This window comes from Psychrobacter sp. PL15, assembly GCF_035984995.1.
Taxonomy (GTDB): Bacteria; Pseudomonadota; Gammaproteobacteria; order Pseudomonadales; family Moraxellaceae; genus Psychrobacter.
The window spans coordinates 218804-241125 of the sequence record NZ_JAXCIB010000003.1 but is presented as its reverse complement, the minus strand read 5'-3'; the positions used below and the strand labels follow the sequence as shown (position 1 = coordinate 241125).

At 43.1% G+C, this 22322-nt stretch carries 20 protein-coding genes; 6 read left to right on the top strand and 14 right to left on the bottom strand.

The window, feature by feature from the left end; genetic code table 11:
- Positions 1–4: 4 nt before the first annotated feature.
- A complete protein-coding gene (locus tag RCH20_RS04060) occupies positions 5–382 on the bottom strand; it encodes a DsrE family protein (RefSeq protein WP_327192682.1) in 378 nt (125 codons plus the stop codon).
- 256 nt (positions 383–638) lie between these two features.
- Entirely contained in the window at positions 639–1697 is a 1059-nt protein-coding gene (locus tag RCH20_RS04055) for an NAD(P)H-dependent flavin oxidoreductase (RefSeq protein WP_327192681.1), read from the bottom strand.
- A 349-nt stretch (positions 1698–2046) separates the two neighbouring features.
- Here RCH20_RS04055 and RCH20_RS04050 point away from each other — a divergent pair, with 349 nt between their 5' ends.
- On the top strand, positions 2047–3009 hold the full coding sequence (locus RCH20_RS04050; protein WP_327192680.1) for an alpha/beta fold hydrolase: 963 nt from the start codon (positions 2047–2049) through the stop codon (positions 3007–3009).
- 205 nt (positions 3010–3214) lie between these two features.
- Here RCH20_RS04050 and RCH20_RS04045 read toward each other — a convergent pair whose 3' ends face one another.
- The 3 genes from RCH20_RS04045 to RCH20_RS04035 form a co-directional block, all read right to left on the bottom strand.
- A complete protein-coding gene (locus tag RCH20_RS04045) occupies positions 3215–3757 on the bottom strand; it encodes an acyl-CoA thioesterase (RefSeq protein ID WP_327192679.1) in 543 nt (180 codons plus the stop codon).
- Between the two features lie 57 nt (positions 3758–3814).
- A complete protein-coding gene (locus RCH20_RS04040; RefSeq protein WP_327192678.1) occupies positions 3815–4888 on the bottom strand; it encodes a YheT family hydrolase in 1074 nt (357 codons plus the stop codon).
- Positions 4889–5116: 228 nt separating this feature from the next.
- Positions 5117–5716 carry a YigZ family protein gene (locus tag RCH20_RS04035; protein ID WP_327192677.1) on the bottom strand — a complete coding sequence of 200 codons (600 nt, stop codon included), beginning with the start codon at positions 5714–5716 and terminating at the stop codon, positions 5117–5119.
- A gap of 233 nt (positions 5717–5949) precedes the next feature.
- Between RCH20_RS04035 and RCH20_RS04030 the strand changes: the two genes are divergently transcribed.
- Positions 5950–6654 carry a pseudouridine synthase gene (locus RCH20_RS04030; RefSeq protein ID WP_327192676.1) on the top strand — a complete coding sequence of 235 codons (705 nt, stop codon included), beginning with the start codon at positions 5950–5952 and terminating at the stop codon, positions 6652–6654.
- Positions 6655–7045: 391 nt separating this feature from the next.
- Entirely contained in the window at positions 7046–8119 is a 1074-nt protein-coding gene (locus RCH20_RS04025; protein ID WP_327192675.1) for a disulfide isomerase DsbC N-terminal domain-containing protein, read from the top strand.
- Between the two features lie 45 nt (positions 8120–8164).
- Here the strand turns inward: RCH20_RS04025 and RCH20_RS04020 are convergent, their stop codons facing one another.
- A complete protein-coding gene (locus RCH20_RS04020) occupies positions 8165–9235 on the bottom strand; it encodes a homocysteine S-methyltransferase family protein (RefSeq protein ID WP_442793090.1) in 1071 nt (356 codons plus the stop codon).
- 39 nt (positions 9236–9274) lie between these two features.
- Entirely contained in the window at positions 9275–9934 is a 660-nt protein-coding gene (locus RCH20_RS04015; RefSeq protein ID WP_327192674.1) for a DUF2939 domain-containing protein, read from the bottom strand.
- A 515-nt stretch (positions 9935–10449) separates the two neighbouring features.
- Between RCH20_RS04015 and dnaJ the strand changes: the two genes are divergently transcribed.
- The 3 genes from dnaJ to RCH20_RS04000 all read left to right on the top strand — a co-directional run bounded on the left by dnaJ (position 10450) and on the right by RCH20_RS04000 (position 13757).
- The gene (gene dnaJ / locus RCH20_RS04010; protein ID WP_327192673.1) at positions 10450–11586 is read left to right on the top strand and encodes a molecular chaperone DnaJ; all 1137 of its coding nucleotides are present in this window, start codon (positions 10450–10452) and stop codon (positions 11584–11586) included.
- A 357-nt stretch (positions 11587–11943) separates the two neighbouring features.
- Positions 11944–12786: a 4-hydroxy-tetrahydrodipicolinate reductase gene (gene dapB, locus RCH20_RS04005; RefSeq protein WP_327192672.1), complete on the top strand. Its 843-nt coding sequence runs from the start codon at positions 11944–11946 to the stop codon at positions 12784–12786.
- A 47-nt stretch (positions 12787–12833) separates the two neighbouring features.
- Positions 12834–13757, top strand: a complete 924-nt coding sequence (locus tag RCH20_RS04000; RefSeq protein WP_327192671.1) for a hypothetical protein — start codon at positions 12834–12836, stop codon at positions 13755–13757.
- A gap of 90 nt (positions 13758–13847) precedes the next feature.
- Here RCH20_RS04000 and RCH20_RS03995 read toward each other — a convergent pair whose 3' ends face one another.
- The 7 genes from RCH20_RS03995 to gshA form a co-directional block, all read right to left on the bottom strand.
- Positions 13848–15023, bottom strand: a complete 1176-nt coding sequence (locus RCH20_RS03995) for a type III PLP-dependent enzyme (protein WP_327192761.1) — start codon at positions 15021–15023, stop codon at positions 13848–13850.
- A gap of 172 nt (positions 15024–15195) precedes the next feature.
- Complete coding sequence (def, locus tag RCH20_RS03990) at positions 15196–15756, bottom strand: peptide deformylase (protein WP_327192669.1); 561 nt, start codon at positions 15754–15756, stop codon at positions 15196–15198.
- Positions 15757–16172: 416 nt separating this feature from the next.
- Positions 16173–16427, bottom strand: coding sequence for a GlsB/YeaQ/YmgE family stress response membrane protein (locus tag RCH20_RS03985; RefSeq protein ID WP_327192668.1), 255 nt, complete (start codon positions 16425–16427; stop codon positions 16173–16175).
- A 328-nt stretch (positions 16428–16755) separates the two neighbouring features.
- On the bottom strand, positions 16756–18324 hold the full coding sequence (locus tag RCH20_RS03980) for a Mur ligase domain-containing protein (RefSeq protein WP_327192667.1): 1569 nt from the start codon (positions 18322–18324) through the stop codon (positions 16756–16758).
- A 379-nt stretch (positions 18325–18703) separates the two neighbouring features.
- The gene (locus tag RCH20_RS03975) at positions 18704–19285 is read right to left on the bottom strand and encodes a copper resistance protein NlpE N-terminal domain-containing protein (RefSeq protein WP_327192666.1); all 582 of its coding nucleotides are present in this window, start codon (positions 19283–19285) and stop codon (positions 18704–18706) included.
- 730 nt (positions 19286–20015) lie between these two features.
- Positions 20016–20543, bottom strand: a complete 528-nt coding sequence (locus RCH20_RS03970; RefSeq protein WP_209958834.1) for a disulfide bond formation protein B — start codon at positions 20541–20543, stop codon at positions 20016–20018.
- Positions 20544–20694: 151 nt separating this feature from the next.
- Positions 20695–22281: a glutamate--cysteine ligase gene (gshA, locus tag RCH20_RS03965; protein WP_327192665.1), complete on the bottom strand. Its 1587-nt coding sequence runs from the start codon at positions 22279–22281 to the stop codon at positions 20695–20697.
- Positions 22282–22322: the final 41 nt, after the last annotated feature.

Below are 22322 nucleotides of genomic sequence, written 5' to 3'. Positions count from 1 at the left end.
ATTATTAGTTCAACTGCAACGAGCCTTTGGCACTCATAAGCAGCTCAACCACATCATCGCCACTGATAACAGTGAAGCGCTTATCGATAGCTGATTCTTCTACGCCGTTATGTACCATGCATGCTTTGCAGACCAATACTTGCCCACCTTTTTCAATAAAGGCTTCTAGCAATCTTCCAGCGGGTTCGAACGGCGCGCCAACATCGACGTTATCCAAAGCGTTTGGCAACGCCAAATGTATCGCATCTACCATCAATATAACTGATGCAGAGTGCCCTTTTTTAAGTGCCACACCTGCCATCGTAAAGGCTAGGGTGATTTTTCTTGAATTTGATTCGCTGTTATCAAATAACGTACTGACATAATCTGTAGTGGTAAGCATATTGTTATCCTTATAGGTTTGTATTTAATTAAATCATACCTTGAGGGATATCCTAGCACTTAATATATGTATTGGTATAATGTATTGTTATAAAATAGTAGCTTTAAGGTTAGTTGATTGTGACAATATCTTTAAGGCGTGATTGAAGTAAACGCAACGCAACCCGCTGCTGTCAAATACCAGTATGTATATTCTAACCAGGTTCAGCAAAAAATAGCAGCCGATAGAATAGCCAGTAAAATAGCTCAGTTTAGGGCTATAACGCCTTTACCAATCGCTCTAATAACTCAACCGCACGCTCTTGTCTTACTAGCGTTACACCTTGTCCCGCCCACAATGACAGATGTTCTGGATCAGCATTTTTACCTGCATTGGCACGCATAAATGCGGTCATGGCGTTTAATTGTGGGTACGGTGGTAATTCATCTTCCTTATCAAAATTAGCAAAGTCGTGCAGATAATTATTAACCAAGCCACGAGCCTGCTTGCCTGAGAATAATCGAGTTAAGCGGGTTTCAGAACTGCGCGTACCATCACTGGCATCTAGTAGCGCTTGCTTATAAGTCGCACTAATACCAGATTCATCTGTGGTTAAAAATGCCGTGCCCAGCTGCGCTAATTGTGCGCCTGCGCTTTGTACTGCCTTGATATCTTGTCCAGTCATAAGGCCACCAGCGGCTATCAGAGGAATCTCCGTACTAGCCCGCGTCTGGCTAATCAGAGTCAGTAGACCTAGCGGATCTGCTGAACTCTGTGGTAACCAACCTCCACGATGTCCACCGGCCTCCATTCCCTGTACACATACCGCATCTGCGCCAACTGCTGCCCACTGTTGCGCTTCTAGCGGATGGTTGACTGTGCCAATGACGCGAGTGCCTAACTGTTGCAAGCGCGCAACTTGCTCGGCGCTAATAATCCCAAAAGTAAAACTAGCAACGGGGACTGGATTATCATAAAGCACTTGCAGCTGCTCAGGGAAGCTATGTGCTGGGCGTTCAGGCAACGTCGCTGCGATCTTTTGTTCTTGATAATACTGGATCAGCCAATCCGGAATTGAGGTGTCAAAAGTACTGGCATCGTGCTCGGATAGCACCATTAAATTGACCATAAACGGTCGATCAGTGAGTGCTTTGATACGGTTAATTTGGCTGTTTAGAGCGTGCGGTGCGGTTGCGCCTCCTCCTAATGAGCCCAGGCCACCAAAGTTACTAACAGCAGCGATTAACTCAGGCGTGGTCGCACCGCCGGCCATTGGGGCTTGTATGATGGGGTAGGTCATACCGAGTTTGGTTAGAAGTTGGCTTGATAGGGTCATAGTGTTATTTCCTTTTTATTTGAATTTGTGTATCTGTGACTTATTCTACCTAAGATATTTTATACAAGCACCTTGTTAGTCACTGTATTTGAGCATTGGCGGCAGAGCAATTGCTATTATTACTCATGCTTAATAATATTTTAGCTAGACAGCTTAACCTTATAAACTAAGGCACACTATAGTAGTGTTTATGCTTAATGGTGACTTATGTAGGAGCACTGGGTCAGGAGGTTATTATGAAGCCTAACCAGTACAAAGTATGGCTATGATCAAGCGTTTTGTAGCAAATCAGTCTGTGCTAAGATTATGGTATTAGCCAACTTTTTTTCAGTATTAACAAGGATGTTTAATGAAATTAATGCGTACGAGTCTGGCAGCCTTGCTGACTCTTTTTATAGTTGGCTGTACGACACCCAACACTTTCACAGTCGCCACGACCCAAAAGCTCGTACAGTTTGAACGGGTTAGATCAGACCTTGAGACCAAAGATTTTACCCTGATGTCTGGTGATAAAATGGTTTATCTAGAAGGCGGTAACTTAGTGGGTGAGCCCTTACTATTAGTCCATGGCTTTGGGGGCAATAAGGATAACTTTACGCGTATCGCTAATAAGTTAGCAGGTTATCATCTGATTATCCCAGACTTATTAGGCTTTGGTAACTCTAGTAAACCGCCACAGGAAGACTATCGCGCAGACGCCCAGGCGCAGCGCTTGCATGAGCTGTTGCAAGCCAAGGGTGTGGCCTCAGCGATTCATGTTGGCGGTAACTCTATGGGTGGCAGTATCAGTGTCGCCTACGCAGCAATGTATCCTGATAGCGTCAAAAGCCTGTGGCTACTGGACAGTGGTGGCTTTTGGTCAGCAGGCTTGCGAGAAGAGTTTCTAGATTTAGACCCCGATGATAACCCCCTGTTGGTTAACAATACTGAAGATTATTTTGAACTGTATCAGTTGGTAATGTACAAGCCGCCTTATATTCCTAAAACAGTACAGGCGGTCTTTGCACAGGAAAATATAGTCAATCGTGATTTGCAAGCCAAAATCATCGATCAGGTGCTTGAAGATAACGTGGAAGCGCGTGCCAAAATTGTCGCAAAATACAATATTCCCACGCTGATCGTTTGGGGTAAAGAAGACAAGGTGTTAAAGCCTGAGACTGCCACATTAATGGCTGAGTTGATGCCGCAAGCACAAGTTATTATGATGGATGACGTCGGTCATGTACCGATGGTAGAAGCAGTGAAAGATACCGTGAATGATTATAGAGCCTTCCGTGCTGGGTTGAAGGCAGTTGAGTTGCCGTCAGAGTAATATCTGTTAGCCGAAAATATTAGCTCTTTAAACTTGTGTTCTCAAATAAGAAAAAGAAACATTAGGATATCTGATGTCTCTTTTTTTGTTTGAGCCGGTTTTATTGACTACGACACTGTCGTTAAGTTAGGCGTCACAAGGTAACTATCATAAAGACGTTTATTTTTTGGGTTTCACTTACACCATAACCTATTGATCTAAATCTTTACCCGACCGGCGGCCAAGGACGGTGAGTATCACTCGCAATCCATTCTTTTACATAGCCGGTCGGTGGTATATCCCACTCTGATTTACCCATTGCTTTGAGTACGCGTTGAGTATCAATCACTCGGCCTTTTTCTGTAAAGCCAGTCCGTAGTAATATCGAAGAGCAAGGTTTACCCTTGACCCACATAGAATGCTCAAGGTATAGCCACCGCTCATCTATAGCGACGATATGGGTCTTAATCGTGATCTTGTCTAAAAAGCGAATACGTTTGCGGTACTGGATAGTGCTGCCCGCGACCACCATTGCCCAACGTTTTTTGAGTAACATACGTCCAAGGCCCGTACGGATGAGATAATCAGTGCGTCCTATATCGTATATGGTCAATACCCGACCATTATTCATCTCTAACATAGGATCAAGATCGGTTAGGCTACAGCGAATACTTACTTCACTGGTCTGGGTAATATTTAGAGACCGGCCTTTTTTGTTAGCGATAACAGCATCAACGATAGACTTAGTATAGCGGATGTAGGGGTACATAAAGCGGTCTCAAAAGTGTAGTCAAAAGTCTAAAAAGTAGGGCTATGGTCTGCCAGATTACACACCAATGGAATGAAAAAAAGCACTGACAGTTTCGGGTATCCAATTAATATCAAATTTTGATGTTTTTGCTTTTTTACCATTAGTTAGAGACGGATTGGCATCTGACTGAGTAGCGTTGGTTTTTTTATTAGAGTGCTTTTTGTCTGAACGATAACGGAGATAGCCGATATGACCACCGTGATCCGTCTCCAGAATAGTAACGCTATCAGAAACATCGTTGGTGGTAGCGGTAAAGCCAATAAAAGGATCGTCTTTGGCGCTAATGAGCAGTAGCGGATGAGTCACACCTAATAAATGGGGTAGAGCAGAAGAGGAATGATAATAGTCGTTCTTAGAGCGATAGCCGTGACGCGGGGCCGTAAAAATATTATCGAAGTCGCTAATGCGATTGACAGCCTTAATAGAGGCAATTTCTTCTTTGGTTATATCATTGGCCAGTGCTTTTTTGATAATGGGATTAAGTAAATACGGCGTATAGATACGATGACTCAAAAAACTATGCATAGTAATGGCCGCCGATGACATATCAACGGGTGCGGAGATGACCACTGCGCCATCACACAACGCTTTATCACCATACTCACCCATATATTTTGCCAGCGCATTACCGCCCAATGAGACCCCAACGGCATAAATATGCGCATATTTTTGGCGTAAGTTTTCTAGCGCGTGATGTACTTCACCCGTGTCACCCGCATTATAAAACACGCGTCCGCTAGCAGGAATACCACCGCAACTGCGAAAATGCGCTACGACAAAGTGCCAACCTTGAGCATGCATCTCATAAGCCAACACGCGCGCATAATGGCTGTCGCTACTGCCTTCCATACCATGAAATAGCACAATTAACGGTGTCTTTTCTAGCGCATCATCGTTATCTGTGTCTGCGTTCAGCTCATGAGCATCATAAAAGTCATAAGCAATATCGCTTTCATCTAAAGAGTCTTTTTCGACCACCCTTCTGTAAGTGGGTGCTTTTGGGGCAAAAAACTTAGGCAAGATACTTTGTAGGTGCGGATTGGTGAGCCAAAATGGTGGCTTAAATTTGTTATAGGTAAAATTAGTCATAGAGTCGTATCAGGTTTGATTAAGAAAAAAGGGTAATAGTACATTTTTTATTTAATAGAATTGCTGTATTTTCAAACATTAAGTTTCACGTGAAATAAATAATATATTTTAACTAAAGTATTAAAAGTAACTATCATACTCAGCTATGAGCAGGGTTCCAATATTTTTTAGTGAACCGTTCAGTGAACAGATATATACTCAGAAGATGAGTTATTATTAACAATTTGATTAGCCGTCGTCATGTAGAACCTTACCTGCCATCGCCAACGCTGTCTTTAATGTCTCAATCTCCCGCTCAGCGATAGTAATGTTTAATAGTACCTGCTTACTATAAGCAACGTCATCAATACTGCCGTGCAAACTGTCAACCACATAGCGGCACTGCGCTTCAGTAGCAAACTCAGCTTGTATCTGTACTTGAGCCATTGCCACATAAGGACTTAATATCATCTCATTGACAGCTGCTTGCGCAGAGCCTGCATAGGCCCGCGTCAGACCACCTGCTCCCAGTTTAATTCCGCCAAAATAACGCACCACTATAATGATGATATTGCCAATCGACTTATGCTGTAGGACATTCAATATCGGTCGTCCTGCCGTACCACTCGGTTCACCATCATCATCGAAGCCAGCACTAGTAGTATTATTGGGGTCGCCAATAATATAAGCCCAGCAATAATGGCGGGCATCGGCATATTGCTCGCGCAGTTGTTCCACGTGAAACATAGCTTGCTCACGTGAAGTCACTGGATAGGCATAAGCAATGAATTCAGACTTTTTAATTTCAAGACGGGCGTTCACCGTACGTTGTAACGTTTGATAGCTCATATTTAATTTAGGGTCTAGGTTGGATATGCTAAACTTGCACTATTATCACTGCTGTCCATATTTGATGCAGTGTTCATTTCATTTTCCACTATAGACTAAACCAAATAGTTTCGATACCAGCAAGCCAAGTGTAGATAGTAGTTGGCTTATTAAAGCAGCTACATCAAGCAAGGATCACGCCGTAGCGGATTTATATGGGTTTAACTATATAGCAACTGATGGTAGCAAATAGCATGCGTTTAGATAAATTTATTAGTAAAGCCACCGAGCTGTCACGTAAAGAATCCAAAAAAATTCTGCACGCCGGTGAAGTCACGGTCAATGATAAGATGACTAAAGATGTTGGCTTGCACGTTGATATCGTCAATGATGACATTCTTTGGGCAGGCGAGCCATTATCGGTTGCTGCCGGCAATCGTTATATCTTATTGCATAAACCTGAAGGTTTTGAATGCACGCTTAAAGTTAAAGAGCATCCTATCGTGACTGAGCTCATTGCAGTACCAGAGATTGGCAGCTTACGTATTGCCGGACGGCTCGATGTCGATACCACGGGCGCACTGCTTATTAGTGATGACGGTAAATGGTTGCACCGCGTTACCAGTCCTAAGCGTGAGCATGCCAAAGTTTATGAGCTGACACTAGCCGAACCCATGGACAGCGTTGCCCAAGAAAATGCAGTAGAAGAAGTTGCTTACGGTATTTTATTAGATGGTGATTATGAAGATACCAAACCCGCCACTCTTGAATTCATTGATGAGACTCATGCTCGCTTGACCTTAGAGCAAGGCAAATACCATCAAGTCAAACGCATGATGGGCTATTTTGGCAATAGAGTGACTGAGCTACATCGTGCCAGTGTCGGCCATATTAATTTAGAAGGTCTGGAAAAAGGCGACAGTCGCTTTTTGACCGACGAAGAAGTCGCCCAGTTTTAAGATTGGATAAGGGTTAAGCGTCATCACAAAACCTTCTATCATAAAACCTTTTATCACAAAATCTATAACTACAAAAAAGCCATCGGTAGCAGCGACTTAATAAAGTCAGCTGTCTACCGATGTTGCCTGTTTCTGTTGCCCGTCTCTTAAAGCTAGGTAGCAATTTTGCAAAATTAGCCGCCAAGTCCTTATCATGCTCTTATAAAAACCTGCCAATGTGCTACAGTCAGTCGATCTTTTTTAATCTACTTCTTTATATAATATAATTTAAGTTTATTAAATACTACTATGAAGTTATATGTCAGCTTTAAATTAGATTAATGGTATCAGCCTAGTATTTTTAAAATTAGATTAGTCGATAACCTTGTATAGACCTGATAGGACAACCTCTGTGAAATTACCTATATTAAAACCTGCTAGTCTTATCGCTGCTATGCTATTGGCAACTACTGCTTGCGCCCAGCCATTAGCTACCAAGACTGCTAGCAGTAGTGATGCTAGCAAAACTAACATTAGACCAAGTGCTCAACCAGCTGGCAAGGTAAGCGCGGCTATTGATAGCCGGCTACGCCAAGTATTAAAGCAAGCAGGGATTAAAACTCAGATAAGGTCTATCGTGCCATCGAACTTGCCTAATATGTATCAAATCAACATCGCCGAACAGCCACCATTACATATGACGGCTGATGGTAAATATGTCATTCAAGGCGAACTGCAAAAGAATCCGAGTAAGCGTCTAGTGACCGAGATCCCAGTGCGTAGCAGTAGTGCGCAAGTAGGGACTCTTGTTAATCCCACAACTAAAGCTAGTATGCTGGCCAATATGGGTGCACTCAAAAATATGAGTACCAAGACGCCATTCTTTTATACCGCAGTGCCAGGGGTAATCTGGGGCGCAACGCTTGAAGGGGTACCGTTCTTAGTGTCTGATGATGCCCAGTACATAACTGATGGCGAAATTTCGGTAATTGAAAACGGTCAGTTTACGGGACTTGATGAGAATTTTGAAAAGCGTAAAAACCAATCGGTATTTAGTACACTCGATCAGGCACAACTGATTACTTATAAAGCGACTAGCCCTGAAAAAGCAGTCATCTACGTGGCAACCGATGTCAATTGCCCTTATTGTCGTATGCTGCATAAAAAACTAGAGCTACTGAACAAAAAAGGGGTAACCGTCAAGACCATTGGTTATCCTATTTATGAGCAATCATTTGAGCAGATGCGTGGTATCTGGTGTCAAGCTGATGATGCCAGTCGCCGGAGCGCTTTGGATAAAGCGATGTTGACCGGTAAGATGACCCCAGCGCTGGCAAGTTGTCGCGCTGACTATCTGGCGGCTAACCGCGAAAAAGCAGCTGGGCTTGCTATATTTGCGACCCCTGCGATTTATCGTGAGGATGGGGTTTTGTTCCAAGCAAGCTTTGAGAGTGCAGAATTCTTAGAATTTTTGGGAGTAGAATAAACCACTACCTAAATAAAGTGCTAAAGTCACAAACTCAAAAAGACCTCATTGCTTATCAGCCATGTGCTGCGAGAGTCGTTCAATATGCTCGACACCAATACCACAGCAACCACCAATGATATTTGCACCAGAGGCTTGCCAGAGTGTTGCCCAGGTCAAGTAATGCTCAGGAGTAGTGTCTTTACGTATGTGGCGCAGTTGTGCATTGGCTTGTTTGTGGATTTGTTTTGGGACAAAAGCATTGGCATAGACGCCCAGCTGCATAGGATGTGACGCTTGGTTAATAATCGCCTTCGCAACTTGCAATGCCGAATTCATGACCTCAGGTTGACTACAGTTAAATAATACGGCATCGACATTCAATGCCATCATAGCCTGTACTGCCTCGGCTACTGATTCACCAGAGCGTAGCATAGGTGGGCTCGTGGCTTGATCGGTTCTGTCAATGCCATCAATGCCATCAATGCCGTCAATGCCATCAGTGGTGCTATCTAGTTGACTGTCGTCTAGCGTAAACGCGATCCAAATGGGTTTCTGTGGGGTTTGTTTTTGAGTAGCTGTGAACTCAGTAATTAATTTATGCCAGGTTAACGCCTCAACGATGCTGCTCTGAGTCTCCACCAGCCATATATCCACATAGTCTACCTGTGCTGATAATAACGGACGCGCGATAGCAGGGGCTTGCTTGGCATCGAACAAGTCGGGTCGGTAAGAACCAAACAGTGGGGGCAAACAGCCGGCGATTTGTACGGCTACTGGATTATTAGGCTTTTTGCTTGCTTGCTTCTTGCTTACTTGTACGGCTTCGAATGCGAGCTTCGCTGCCGTTTCTATGAGCCGTTCACCTTCAGCAAAAAATCTATCTCCTAGATGATAAGGGGTTACCGCATAGCTATTGACGGTGATAACCGTGGCACCAGATTTTATGTAGTCTAGGTGGATATCACGAACACTAGCTGGTGCTAGACTCAATGACAGTGCTGACCATTCAGGTTGGCGAAAGGGGGCACCGCGTCGCTCAAGCTCACGTCCCATCCCACCATCTAATATAGTCGTTGGCGCTGGCGCATCAGACTGAGCGCTCATCACCTTAGGCGTTGTTTGAGTGTGCATCATAAGCTCACTTATAAAATAGACCAAAAGATACGCCCTACATTAAGGCAGAATAATATCAACGATTTTCCAATCAATTAATCCATCACGTGCCATCATCACAGTGAGCGGATAACCTTTGACCTGACCACTAATGGTAAAGCAATTAATACCGCAGTAGCTTAATGTTGGCCGGTCACTATCTGTCCCTCGTGCGACTTGCTGCGCCAACTCGGTAGACTGCTTTTTCATGATTTGTTGCATTTGGTTGTTAACCACTGCATTGACATCACCGCGCTGGACAATTAGATCTTGAATAAGGTTCTTGAGATCGACCTGATTGCTGGCAATAGCCCAGGCTGCGGCCAGCTCTTTGGTAGCGCTATTGGCTTGACCCTGAGTCGTGATTAATTTTTCTATATTTTGCGGCGTGATAGTACCATTTACTGCCTGTGTAATAAAGTTATTTGCTGCTTGCTTAAGTGGCTGACCGCCAAGCTCAGCAACCAGTGGGTATAACGTCAGGGTATTGGCGAACTTACTGGTCAGTTGAGTTTGTACGCTAGGTCGCACTTGTTCATAGTCAATTGCAGCAGCGATGGTAGCACCGTCTTTGGCATCGTAGGCATTTTTAAGCTGGTAAGCACTATAATAAGGTGAGCCGGCATATATCGTTATTGCGATAACCACCAACAATATGAGCAATGCTTTTAGATTTTTCATAGCTATCGATACCTTTACTGTGTTTGTCCAGCGTGATTATTGCGATCATTGAATTAGATTTAGGGCGACAAATATTAGCATGAGTCAGCAGTATAAAGGTATGAAAATATATAGGTTTGTGATGGTTGTTCAAGCTTACTGACGCTATAACTAGTCTGGTATTTATTATGAATAGTTGATAATTATATTAAGCGACTTTATGTATTTTTAATCATAAATTTTAGCAGTGATGTCAGCGTAAGTAGAGGCGTTATTAATTTCCCTTCTTGATGGCTTGATAAATCAGCCTATCATCTCCATTAATAGCGCAAACTTTTAATAATTGATTTGGTTAAACAGCATTCCGCCGTATTCGCTAGTAACGTCCAGTCACTTTGTATCTCTTTACGCTATTATCGCTGTGTTTCATGTGAAACAGTCGTAAGCGATTATTTATAAAAAGATCAATAGGATAGTTGACGACAGGATCGATAGACTTAGCAGCCGGCGGCACTGTGATGACGAGAGGAGAGCCCATGAGTAAGCGTGATTTTTATGAGATATTAGGGGTCAGCAAAGCAGCAGATAGTAAAGAGATCAAGCGATCTTATCGTAAGCTGGCGATGAAATACCATCCAGATCGTAATTCTGATGATCCTGATGCCGAAGATAAATTTAAAGAAGCCTCCATGGCTTATGAAGTGCTCAGTGATACTGATAAGCGCTCAGCCTATGATCGTATGGGCCATGCTGCCTTTGAAAATAATATGGGTGGTGGCGGCGGCGGTGCTGGCGGCGGTAACTTCCAAGATATATTTGGTGATATATTTGGCAACTTCGGCGATGTCTTTGGTCAATCACGTGGCGGTGGTGGTGGCGGACGTTCACGTCGTGGCTCTGACTTACGCTATGTCATTGAGCTCACTCTTGAAGAAGCCGTTCGTGGCTGTAAAAAAGAAATCAGCTTCACCGCGCCAGCACCTTGTGGCACCTGTGATGGTAAAGGGGCAAAAAATGCCTCGGATGTGGTCACTTGCCAGATGTGTCGTGGTCAAGGCCAAGTTCGTATACAACAAGGTTTTTTCCAAGTACAGCAAGCATGTCCTCAGTGCGGCGGTTCTGGTAAGCAAATCAAAAACCCTTGCCCAGACTGTCACGGTAATGGCGTCAAAGATAAGTCTCGTAACTTAGAAGTCGCTATTCCATCCGGCGTCGACGATGGCGATCGTGTGCGCTTATCAGGCGAAGGCGAGGCCGGTGGGGCAGGAATCCAAAACGGCGACTTATATGTCGAAGTACGAGTCAAGCCGCATAATGTCTTTACTCGTCAAGGTGCCGATCTTTATATGGACGTGCCCGTAAGTATCACTGATGCGGCACTCGGTAAAGAAGTCGAAATCCCGACCTTGGATGGCAAAGTAAAAATAAAAGTTGCAGAAGGCACTCAAAGTGGTAAGTTGCTACGTGTCCGCAGTAAAGGTGTGACTCCGGTACGCACCACCATGAAAGGCGATATGATCTGCCGAGTGGTGATCGAGACTCCAGTGAACCTTAACCGTGAGCAAAAAGACTTATTGCGTCAGTTCCAAGATACCCTAGATGATGACAGCCATCATCAGCAGTCGCCCCATAAAAAGTCATTCTTTAAAAAGTTTGGTGAATTGTTCGATTAATAGCGTTGGTTAATAGCATTTGATTATTAGCAGTAAGCTTTATTAAGTAAATCATTATTTTAAGCCCATAAGTTTCACGTGAAACTTAAGGGCTTTTTTATGGCTGTCCACAAGGCACCAAAATCAATTCATGCTATGATATTCAGAGCATTTATCAACCGCTGTAGTTAATACCAAATAAAATATATATGCTAATAATCATATGCGGCTGACATTTTTTTCTTACTTACAGTAAGGCTTTGCCACTCCAGAGGCTGTAATAATTTTTCTCAACCTCACTATATCTGTTTCAAAGTAAGCCGGCCATACCTCCTGACAAAATCAGATTACTAATAATAAAGGTTTTAGGATAACAACATGACTCAACAAGTAGATAATAAAATTGCTAAGCAAAATATAAATATTGGTATTATCGGTGCCGGCGGACGTATGGGGCGCATGCTGATTGAAGCAGTACAGGACAGTCCGCAGACCACATTAAGCGCCGCTATTGAGCGTCAAGGTTCAAGCCTTGTTGGAGCCGACGCTGGTGAAGTTGCTGCCATAGGGCTTTTAAACGTAAAAATAGTCGATGATTTAGCCGCAGTGATTAATGACATCGATGTGCTGGTTGATTTTAGCTTGCCTGCTGCCACTGAGCAAAACATGAAAATCTGTGCTGACCATAAGGTGGCCATGGTCATCGGTACTACTGGCTTTAATGAGCAGCAAGAACGAGTCTTAGCCGCAGTAAGCAAGCAAATTGCCATCGTTTATGCGGGCAACTACTCTACTGGCGTCAACTTATCTTTAAAGCTGTTAGAGATGGCTGCCAAAGCTTTTGGTACTGACGCTGATGTTGAAATTATTGAAGCCCATCATAAGCATAAAATTGACGCGCCATCTGGCACTGCCTATATGATGGCCGAAGCTGTGGCACAGGCGCGTGGTCAGAATCTAAAAGATGTGGTGGTATATGGCCGCGAAGGGCAGACGGGCGAACGCGAAACAGGTACCATTGGCATTCACGCGATTCGTGGCGGCGAGATTATCGGTGATCATACGGTAATGTTCATTGCTGATGGAGAGGTGGTAGAAATTACCCATCGAGCACGGGCGCGTATGACCTTTGCCGCTGGTGCCATACGCGCCACTACATGGGTAGTCCAGCAAGCAGTTGGACAGTATAATATGCAAGATGTACTAGGGTTGAATGAATAATGCTCAAGCGAGAATAGGTTTGGGGTATGAATAACAAGGAGCTGCGCATGGACACAAGTAAGAATAAAGTGATGTTTCTTGTTAGTGACGTTGCTTACTACGTGCGGCAGGTGATACTTGCTCTAAGCCTAGTAGGGTTACCCTTGACAGTTCAAGCAGTTAGTTCTAATTACCAAACTTACGTCATCCATACTTATGGTGGTGACGCGCTACTACCCGCCGTCCGCCAACAGCTTGGCTCCAGTCGTGATGGCGGCACGGTTACAACCTATCAAGATAAATTGGTGCTAAACACTACCGCCACTAATTATCGAGCGGTACAACAATTACTCACGCAAATTGACGGTCAACCGCAAGCGCTAATTGTGTCCATAAAAGTAGGTAATAGCAGCAGCTCCCAAGATAATATTCAGCAAGGTCGCGTGATTATCAGTAACCAAGGTATTCAAGGCACCGGGATTATTAATCAAAGTAATAGCCAACAGCAAAATAATAGCTTATATCAAGTGCAGACCTTGTCCGGAAGTGCGGCAAGTATCAGTACTGGGACGCTATGGTCATTAACTCAAAACTATAGTACTAACTATTATTCATCATCTAATCGCCCGTCAGGACAAATTGTTATTCAGCAGCAAGTATTATTGCCAACCACGCAAGGCATTCAAGTCAAACCACGATTACTACTTAATGGACAAGTTGAAGTCAGCTTATCGCAAGTCGAAGAAGCGCTAGTAACATCTAATTCGTCTTATAATCGAAACCACTACAATAATAATAGTTATCCTAATAACGGTTATTCTAATAGTGCCATTAAAGGCCAAAGCTTAAGCAGTACCATTATTGTGCCGCGCGGACAGTGGGTTAGTATTGGACAGATATCGCAGAGCATACAAAATAAAAGCTCAAATTATAGTGTTGATAGTACTAGAGTCAGTAATAATAGCTCGCCGATTTGGCTTTTAGTACAGTAGCTCATTTTAATACAAAATGTTCGAGACATAAAAAACGCGGTACTGTTGATAGCAGTACCGCGTTTTTTGTTCATTGTGATTTATCAAAGGTTAATCAACATAAACCACTTCTAACGGCGGAAAGCCATTAAACTCGACGGAAGAATAAGAGTTGGTATAGGCACCAGTAGTGAGCCAATATATTTTATCACCAATCTCTAGCTCTTCGGGCAGTTGATAACCCGCTTCCTCATACATAATATCAGCCGAGTCACAGGTCGGGCCTGCCAGCACTACCGTTCCTTTATTGGTTGAGGTTTCCATCTTTGGTGTATAGATTGGGTATTTGATCGCCTCACCTAAGGTTTCAATCAACCCTTGGAATAGCCCTACATCGGTGTAGACCCAGCGGATCAAATCCGTATTCGACTTACGTGAGATCAACACCACATCACTGACTAATACGCCTGAACCGCCAACCAATGAACGCCCGGGCTCAAGAATAATCTCTGGCATATTATCGTCGTCATAGTCTTCAGTTAAGTAACGTTTTATTTCTTCTGCATAGACCTGCACTGGATTGACTTCACTGATATAGTTGGCTGGAAAACCACCACCTAGGTTAATCATTTTTAGCTTGATGTCTTCTTCATGAATCATCCAATCAAACATATATTTGACCTTAGCCAACGCATCATCCCACGCAGCCACATCTCTTTGCTGACTGCCAACATGGAAGGAGATGCCATAAGGCACTAAGCCCAAATCGCGTGCTTGAACCAGCAAGTCAATCGCCATATTAGGGTGACAACCAAACTTGCGCGATAGTGGCCACTCTGCAGTATCTGAACCCTCTACTAAAATACGGACAAATATGTTGGAGCCTGGCGCATATTTAGCGATATTTTTCAAATCAGCTTCTGAGTCAGTGGCATACAGACGCACACCTTTTTCGTAAGCATATTCAACATCTTTGGCTTTTTTAATAGTATTGCCATAAGAAATACGTGAGGCATCAACGCCGCAATCGAGTACTCGATCTAGCTCGTAAACGGACGCACAGTCAAAGCTTGACCCTAGCTCAGCGAGTACGTTAATCACCTCAACCGCAGGACTGGCTTTCATCGCATAATGAATCTTAGCATCAGGAAAAAACCCTACCATTTCATGATATTTGGTCGCGATACGGCTGAGGTCAACGACCAAAAAAGGCGTGTTACGACCTTCGGAAGCTTGAGTAAATTTCTGCCAGCCGGCAGGGTCAAAATATTGGTCAATTTTGATCATGGTCATGGTAAAAAACCTTTAATAAAGACAATAAAGTATTTGAACAATAAAAAATATCCAAGCAGTGAGCCGAGATAATAAAGTGAATAACAGCAACTACAGGTAGCTCTGATGGCAGGTAACGCTTATTGGCTAGTCTTAAAATTCAACCATAACGCTAGAAATAACAAGGTTAAACGCTAGTAGTTTGTGACTCTTGAGCCGCTTGTTTTTCGTCCTGCTCCTGCTTTGCACGTATTTTAAGTACTTTACGAACTTTATCACGGGCTCGAGTTTGTTTGAGATGTGAGAGGTAATCTACAAAAATAACCCCATTCAAGTGATCCATCTCATGTTGAATACATACGGCTAGTAGCCCTTCTACTTCTTTATCAATACTTTGACCCTCTTGGTCTAAAGCTTCGATACGCACTTTAGTGGGGCGTTGAACTTTATCGTAGACATCAGGCACGGACAAACATCCCTCTTCATAAGGCTGTTTCTCTTCTACCAATGGCGTAATTTTTGGGTTGATAAATACCATCGGCTCATCTTTGTCTTCAGATAAATCCATAACAATAAGCTGAATATGTCGATCAACTTGGCTGGCAGCAAGCCCAATACCTTGCGCATCGTACATAGTCTCAATCATATTAGTGATTAAGGTTTTAATTTCCGCAGTAATCTCTTTTACGGGCGTGGCAATCGTACGCAGGCGCGGATCAGGGTAATTCAAAATAGGGAGTAATGCCATACGGCTCACCTTAATAATACGGATCAAATAGGTCTGTTATTATAGGATAAATGGGGGCAAAAGTAACATTTATCAATACACATCAAGAATATTCACGGCGAAATCAGACCTAGCAAGATAATTAGTCGTAAATTAAATAACAATAGATCACATTAACCCTAAATAATTTAAGCAAAAAATTACTCATACATAGTCAATGAAAAGTAATATCAATACATAACCTACTGCTGGCATAAGTTTTTCTTGCTTGCTATGTCTACGCAGACAGAGGCTGCAAAAAGCCTATACCAGCAGGACCCTAGCGTTTTTAAGGTATTTTAACTGTATCTGTCGATAAATTAAAAAGACAATAAAAAAAGACCTTACTTAAGGTCTTTTCGCTACTAGATCTGTGATTGGTGTTTTATAAAGCTCAGTTATACGCGGCGCTTGCTCATTATCATTTCGTATAGGAACAGTAAAATGATTGCGCCAATGACTGAGAAGATCAGACTGGTAAAGCCACCATCGGCATTGATACCAATAAGCCCAGCAATAAAGCCACCTAGCATTGCGCCTACAATACCCAGTACAATAGTCATAATCCAGCCCATTGGGTCAGACCCGGGTTTGATAGCTCGTGCTAATAGGCCGGCAACCAAACCTACGATAATCATCCAAATAAAGCCCATTATTTCTCTCCTAATTTATAGTAATTAATTTTATTGTAGTTAATAGGGTCTTGCTAATGTTGATGACTTAATGTTGATGACTACAGTGTAATCACTTGTTGCACTTAAAAGTAAGCGCAAAATGTTACCAGTGTAGGGGCTATGTGAGAAAATCTGCTTATTTGCTATTGTTAAGTCAGGTTAGGTAAATGGAAAGTTAAAAGATTACCCTAGGCGCCGTCGCATGTTGCACCTATAACAGTAGATGACCAAGCACTGGACATAAAAATAGCGTAGCTTGTACACGGCGTATGATTAGACTACTGGTATTGTTAATATTATTGGGTAATTAGAGCTGGCGCAAGGCTGTTAATAAGCGCTCATGGATTCCCTCAAAGTCACCATTGGACATAATGATGATCGCATCGCCCGCTTGAGCATGCGTGATGACGTGCTCAATAATCGCGTCGACGCTACGAATCACTTGCTGAGTGCCATGGTGCTCATCGTCCATGTGGGCACGATCAATGATGTCTTTTAGACCCCATTTTAGGTCAGCAGGTTCATACCATAGCGTATGGTCTGCTAATGTTGCCGATTGCGCCAAACTGTCCTGATGAATACCCATCTTCATCGTGTTGCTACGGGGCTCAATAATGGCCCAAATTCTTCTGCCAGACAGTTTCTTTTTAGCACCATCTAAAGTGGTAGTAATAGCCGTGGGGTGATGAGCAAAGTCATCAAAAACTAAAATGTCATTAATATTACCGATCAATTCCATCCGGCGCTTGATGCCAGCAAATGCTGACAAGGCTGCGCAGGCAGTAGTGACATTTACGCCAATATCATAAGCAGCAGCGACCGCCACTAAGGCATTATTGACGTTATGAATACCACTCATCGACCAGTTTATAATAGCGGTCGTTTCGGTATCGGCTGTCATACCTTCCGCAAAGCTTACTTTAAATTGGCTACCATCTTGGTTAATAAGTTCGGCCTGCCAGTTGCTGTTGATTGCGGCACTATCTTCTTGCTGGTCATGCAGCTGATTATCAAGCGACTGATCATTAACTTTTTGTTCACTATCGGACTGCTTATCAATGATGGCAGTACGCCAAATCGGCGTCCAAACGCCCTTAGCTAGCGTCTCTTCTAGACTAATAGTCGCTGCAGGCATGATGATTTTGCCCGTACTTGGAATCATGCGCACCATATGGTGAAACTGAGTTTGAATGGCATTTAGGTCCGCAAAGATATCAGCATGATCAAATTCAAGGTTGTTTAGAATCGCAGTACGTGGCCGATAATGAACGAACTTTGAACGCTTATCAAAAAAAGCAGAGTCGTACTCATCGGCTTCGATGACAAAATAGCCAGGTTTCGGCTGTGCTGTGGTCTCGTTCTCGCTATTGTTTGTCCTACTGGTACTATCGTCTGCGCCCAAATAACTGCTATGAGCAAATACCTGTTGCAAGTGTTCATCAGGGGTGTTCACTAACGGCACGCCGCCAATCAAAAACCCAGCATCGATACCTGCATAATGAAGTATCCAGGCGAGCATAGTGGTGGTGGTGGTTTTACCATGAGTACCCGCAACCGCTAACACATGACGGGACTGCAAGACTTGTTCAGATAAAAATTGTGGTCCTGAGGTGTAGCGAAGACCCGTGTCTAGCATGTATTCAACCACTTCCATGCCACGTTTCATAGCATTACCGACCACTACCAAATCCGGCGCTGGCTGCAGATGCTGTACCAGGTAGCCTTCTGCAATAGTAATTCCAGCATGCTCAAGTTGGGTGGACATCGGCGGATAGATGTTGGTGTCTGAGCCGGTCACCGTATGGCCAAGTGTTCTCGCTAGCAAGGCTAATGAGCCCATAAAAGTACCACAAATACCAAGAATATGAATATGCATAGACGTTCCGTGCCAGCTTAAATAAAAAAATGTAGAGTCATACCATCAAAAGGGTGCGGTATCAAAGCCCCACTCAGCCTTTGCATACCGTCCTAAAAACAGCAGCTAGTAGACGGTACATCATTGACGATAAACGAATGCTTATTGTAAAGTAAACCCCATTAGATGACCAATAAAAAACGCCTAACAAGTAGGCGTCATTCAGCTCGTAAACTCTAATTATCCAATCACGTTATTACAACAGACTATGATTTTTACGAGTATTAGGTGTCATCTTTCATAGAGATCGTCTATCTGAAGGATACTGATAACAGGTGATTGATAACAAGCGACTTATAACAAGCGACTTATAACAGGAAAAATTCATTGACACAAAAGGCTATTTACGCGACAGAGTATAGTCCGCATTGGGTTGTTGGTCTTGATCCAGCATTACTAAATGATTCTCTTGAATACGATAAGTCTCGATAACCTTGGTTTCATAGATAATGGTAATCGTATCGTCATCTTGGCGATAAATACCGGACTCAATTAAGGGCACTTTAGGGGGTGTTGGATTGTTGTAGATAGTGGTCTTTAACACTGAGCTATCAGCAAATAAATTTAGGGTGATATCAATATTATCACAAAAGGAGCAAGGCAACATACCGCCATAATCTCCCATCAAGGTTGCCTGTAGAGCGCTGTTATTACGCGTTCCTGAGAACATTGGTGGCCCACTATCATCTGACCTAGTAGCTGCAATGAGCGATTGACTGTCATTTATGTCATTTATGTCGTTTATTGCATTGTTTGAATTAGCCTTGCTACTATCAGTATCTTGCGAGGTTTCTGCTGAATTCTGACGGTCAGTATTCTGCGCACTCTTGATAGGTGAAGCTTGCGAGTTACTGCTGTTAGCAGCAGGCCTAGTAGATGATGGACTGTCACAGCCAATCAGCAGCATGGAAATAGGCAGCACTAAAAATAACCGTCTAAAGCGTTTTATGACAACAGTAGTAGTAGAGAACCTAAGCGAAGAACATATCATGATCATACCAATAACAAACCAACATTCTTTAAGTAATAGCTATAAAAATTATAGCAGTCATTTATTATTCACAACTCAACCTATTAATAGCGTTTAGAGTATTAAATGCATGAGATAAGTCTAAACACGGATAAGTCCTATAAACTGTCCTAAGATAACAAAGGTTGTAGATGCTTATGTGGACTTTTTGTTGTGGATGTAATTAGGAGTAATTCAAAATAAGGCCTGTGGTAATTATGAAATAGATATAAATATGATAATGGTAAGACTCATCAGTCTGAATGGTTAGGGAGGCTTAGCAATAGGGTTTAACAAGAGGCGTGTGATGGCAAGACAGTGTGATAGATAGTGTGATAAATAGTGTGATAAAGAGTGTAATAAATAGTGTGATAATAAATAGTGTGATAAATAGTGTGATAAATAGTGTGGTAAATAGTGTGATAAGATAAATAGTGTGATAAATAGTGTGATAAATAGTGTGATAAATAGTGTGATAATAAATAGTGTGACGGGACCCTTACACACTATTTTTAATGACTGGTTTTAATGACTGGCCCTTACTCAATGACTTCCATTAAGTGATCTGGGAATAAGAAAGGGCAGGATAGGTATTAAAGGACAATAGTGACATATAGGAATAGCCATCAACTAAGCGTGATGCCTAGGTAGGGCGAGTCGATATGGCAGGTCGAAAGATACGCCATAATACCAGGATCTGAATAACTAATAAAAAACTAAAAAAGATTAATGACTGTTCAGGGATACTCAATCCCAAAAATCGCCAATCAACTGACGCACACTCGCCAGAGCCAGCTAATACCTCGTTCAGTACTTGCTGCATCGGTAGGGTATCTAGCCAATAATCTAGACCGGGTCCACACGACGGCACTTGATCAGCCGGTAAATGTTGTAGCCAGACATGGCGTGCCGCCACCGCAGTAGCCCAAGCAATACCTGCTAGACTTCCTAGCCATAATAACAGCTTAATAATCATCGATTTTGGGTTAAGTAGAGCCGCGAATAAGGCAAAGCCACCCATTATCATCAGCCCGATCCGCTGAAAAATACACAGTGGGCAAGGTGAAAAGCCCATATAACGTTGCAAAAGAAATACAGCAAAGCTCATGCCTATCACGGTCATCAATACCAAAAACACTTGTAAATTACGATAAGTGGTCAGTTGTAGCATGGAGTAAGCACTCTTATTAGGTGTCAATTCGGACATCGTATTTGGTTGGTTTGGCGACAAACTAAGGTGTTAAAAGCTCAGAACCTGTGCGTTCTGAACGTTTATATTCTCTATACAAGGGCTTACTTTTAATATTTTCCATTAATATTGACTAACGATATTGCTGTATGTACTCCATAAAGTCTTCAGTTTCGGCTTCTTCAATTTCAGCTTGCTGTAATATCGATTTTTCGGCTAGGACTTCATATTTAGCTTGGGTATTTGGACTTAGGGTCTGCTGCAGTAAAGACTCACGATGCTGATGCGCTAGGGTAAAGCCCAGTTTCCACAAGCTACCCAAACGCTCACTATCAGCATTCACTTGTGCTGATATGGTTGACTCAGAATGGCCGGCTTTGCCTTGCATTAGCGTTACAGCGGCACGGTAGTCGTTGCCACCATAGTGCGCATCAAGTAGTGCGGCTAATGGACGCATGTTACTCAAGTGCTTTAGCATCCAACTCTCTAGTGATTGCTCGGTGCCATTATTAACGATGTGTAAACCATTGCGGCGACCTTCATTGACCACACGCTCAAGGTTAATCGCTAGCTCTTCCTCTTCCTCAGGCATGAGCTCAGGTGAGTCATTTAGTAGACAATACAAAGCCATCACCTCTAAGAAACAGGCGCTGGAGAGACGAATACCAATATCACTATAAGGATCTAAGTCAATAGCTCGGAACTCAACATAGGCGATACCACGGCGTTCGAGCGCCTCGGTTGGAGTCTCGCCACGTGCGGCAATTTGTTTGGGGCGAATAGGACTATAGTATTCGTTTTCTATTTGTAGAACATGATTATTAATTTGAATAGGATTGCCATCTGCATCATTTAAGCCAAGTTTTTCAAAGCCTTCATGGGGCGTTTGGATAGCGCGGCGCAGACCATCGACATACTCTGGCAGGTTGTTATAGCGGATATCGAGATGCTCTTGTACACTATTGGTGTAGCCAAGTTTGCCCATACGTAGGCTAGTCGCGGTAGGCTTATAATAAGTGGATTCATTGAGCCGTTCTAAGTCATGCTCGCGTCCTGCCAAAAAGCAAGGACAAACGCTTGGGCTGGCACCCAGTAAATACAGTATCAAGCTGGTCAGACGTTTAAAGTTACGAATTAAACCTAAGTATTTATCGTTTTTAAATTCTGTTAGCGACTGCAACTTGGTATTAGGATCAATAACCCCTGCTTGGGCTTGCCACTCAGTAAATAGAGTGTCCCCAAATGATAAGTTATAATGCAGACCGGCGATCGTCTGCATGCGGCGACCATAACGTATGCCAAGACCGCTACGATAAAGGGTTTTTAGTTTGCCAGTATTCGATCTGCCATAATCTGCTAGCGGAATATCGGCATCATCAGCTGAGAGCATGCATGGCATTGACAGTGGCCACATCAGCTCGTCTTCAGGTAATGCCCGATAAACCAAAACATGGAGTTGACGTAGCATAACTAGGGTTTCTTTAGGCGTGCTTCTAGGATCAGTAATCAACTCAAGCAAGCTTTCTGAATAGTCAGTAGTAATAAACGGATGGGTCAATTTTGACCCAAGCTTTGCAGGATGCGGGGTCTGGGTCAAATAACCATCAGATTTGACACGCAGACCTTCTTTTTCGATGCCGCGTAGCATTCCTTCTAGATGTTGACTGTCAAACCAGCTGGGGATTTCAAAATTGGCAAAGGTAGGGGCAAAATTACTCATAATACTCATCTATTGTTATTCATTATGGCAGAGCGAGAACC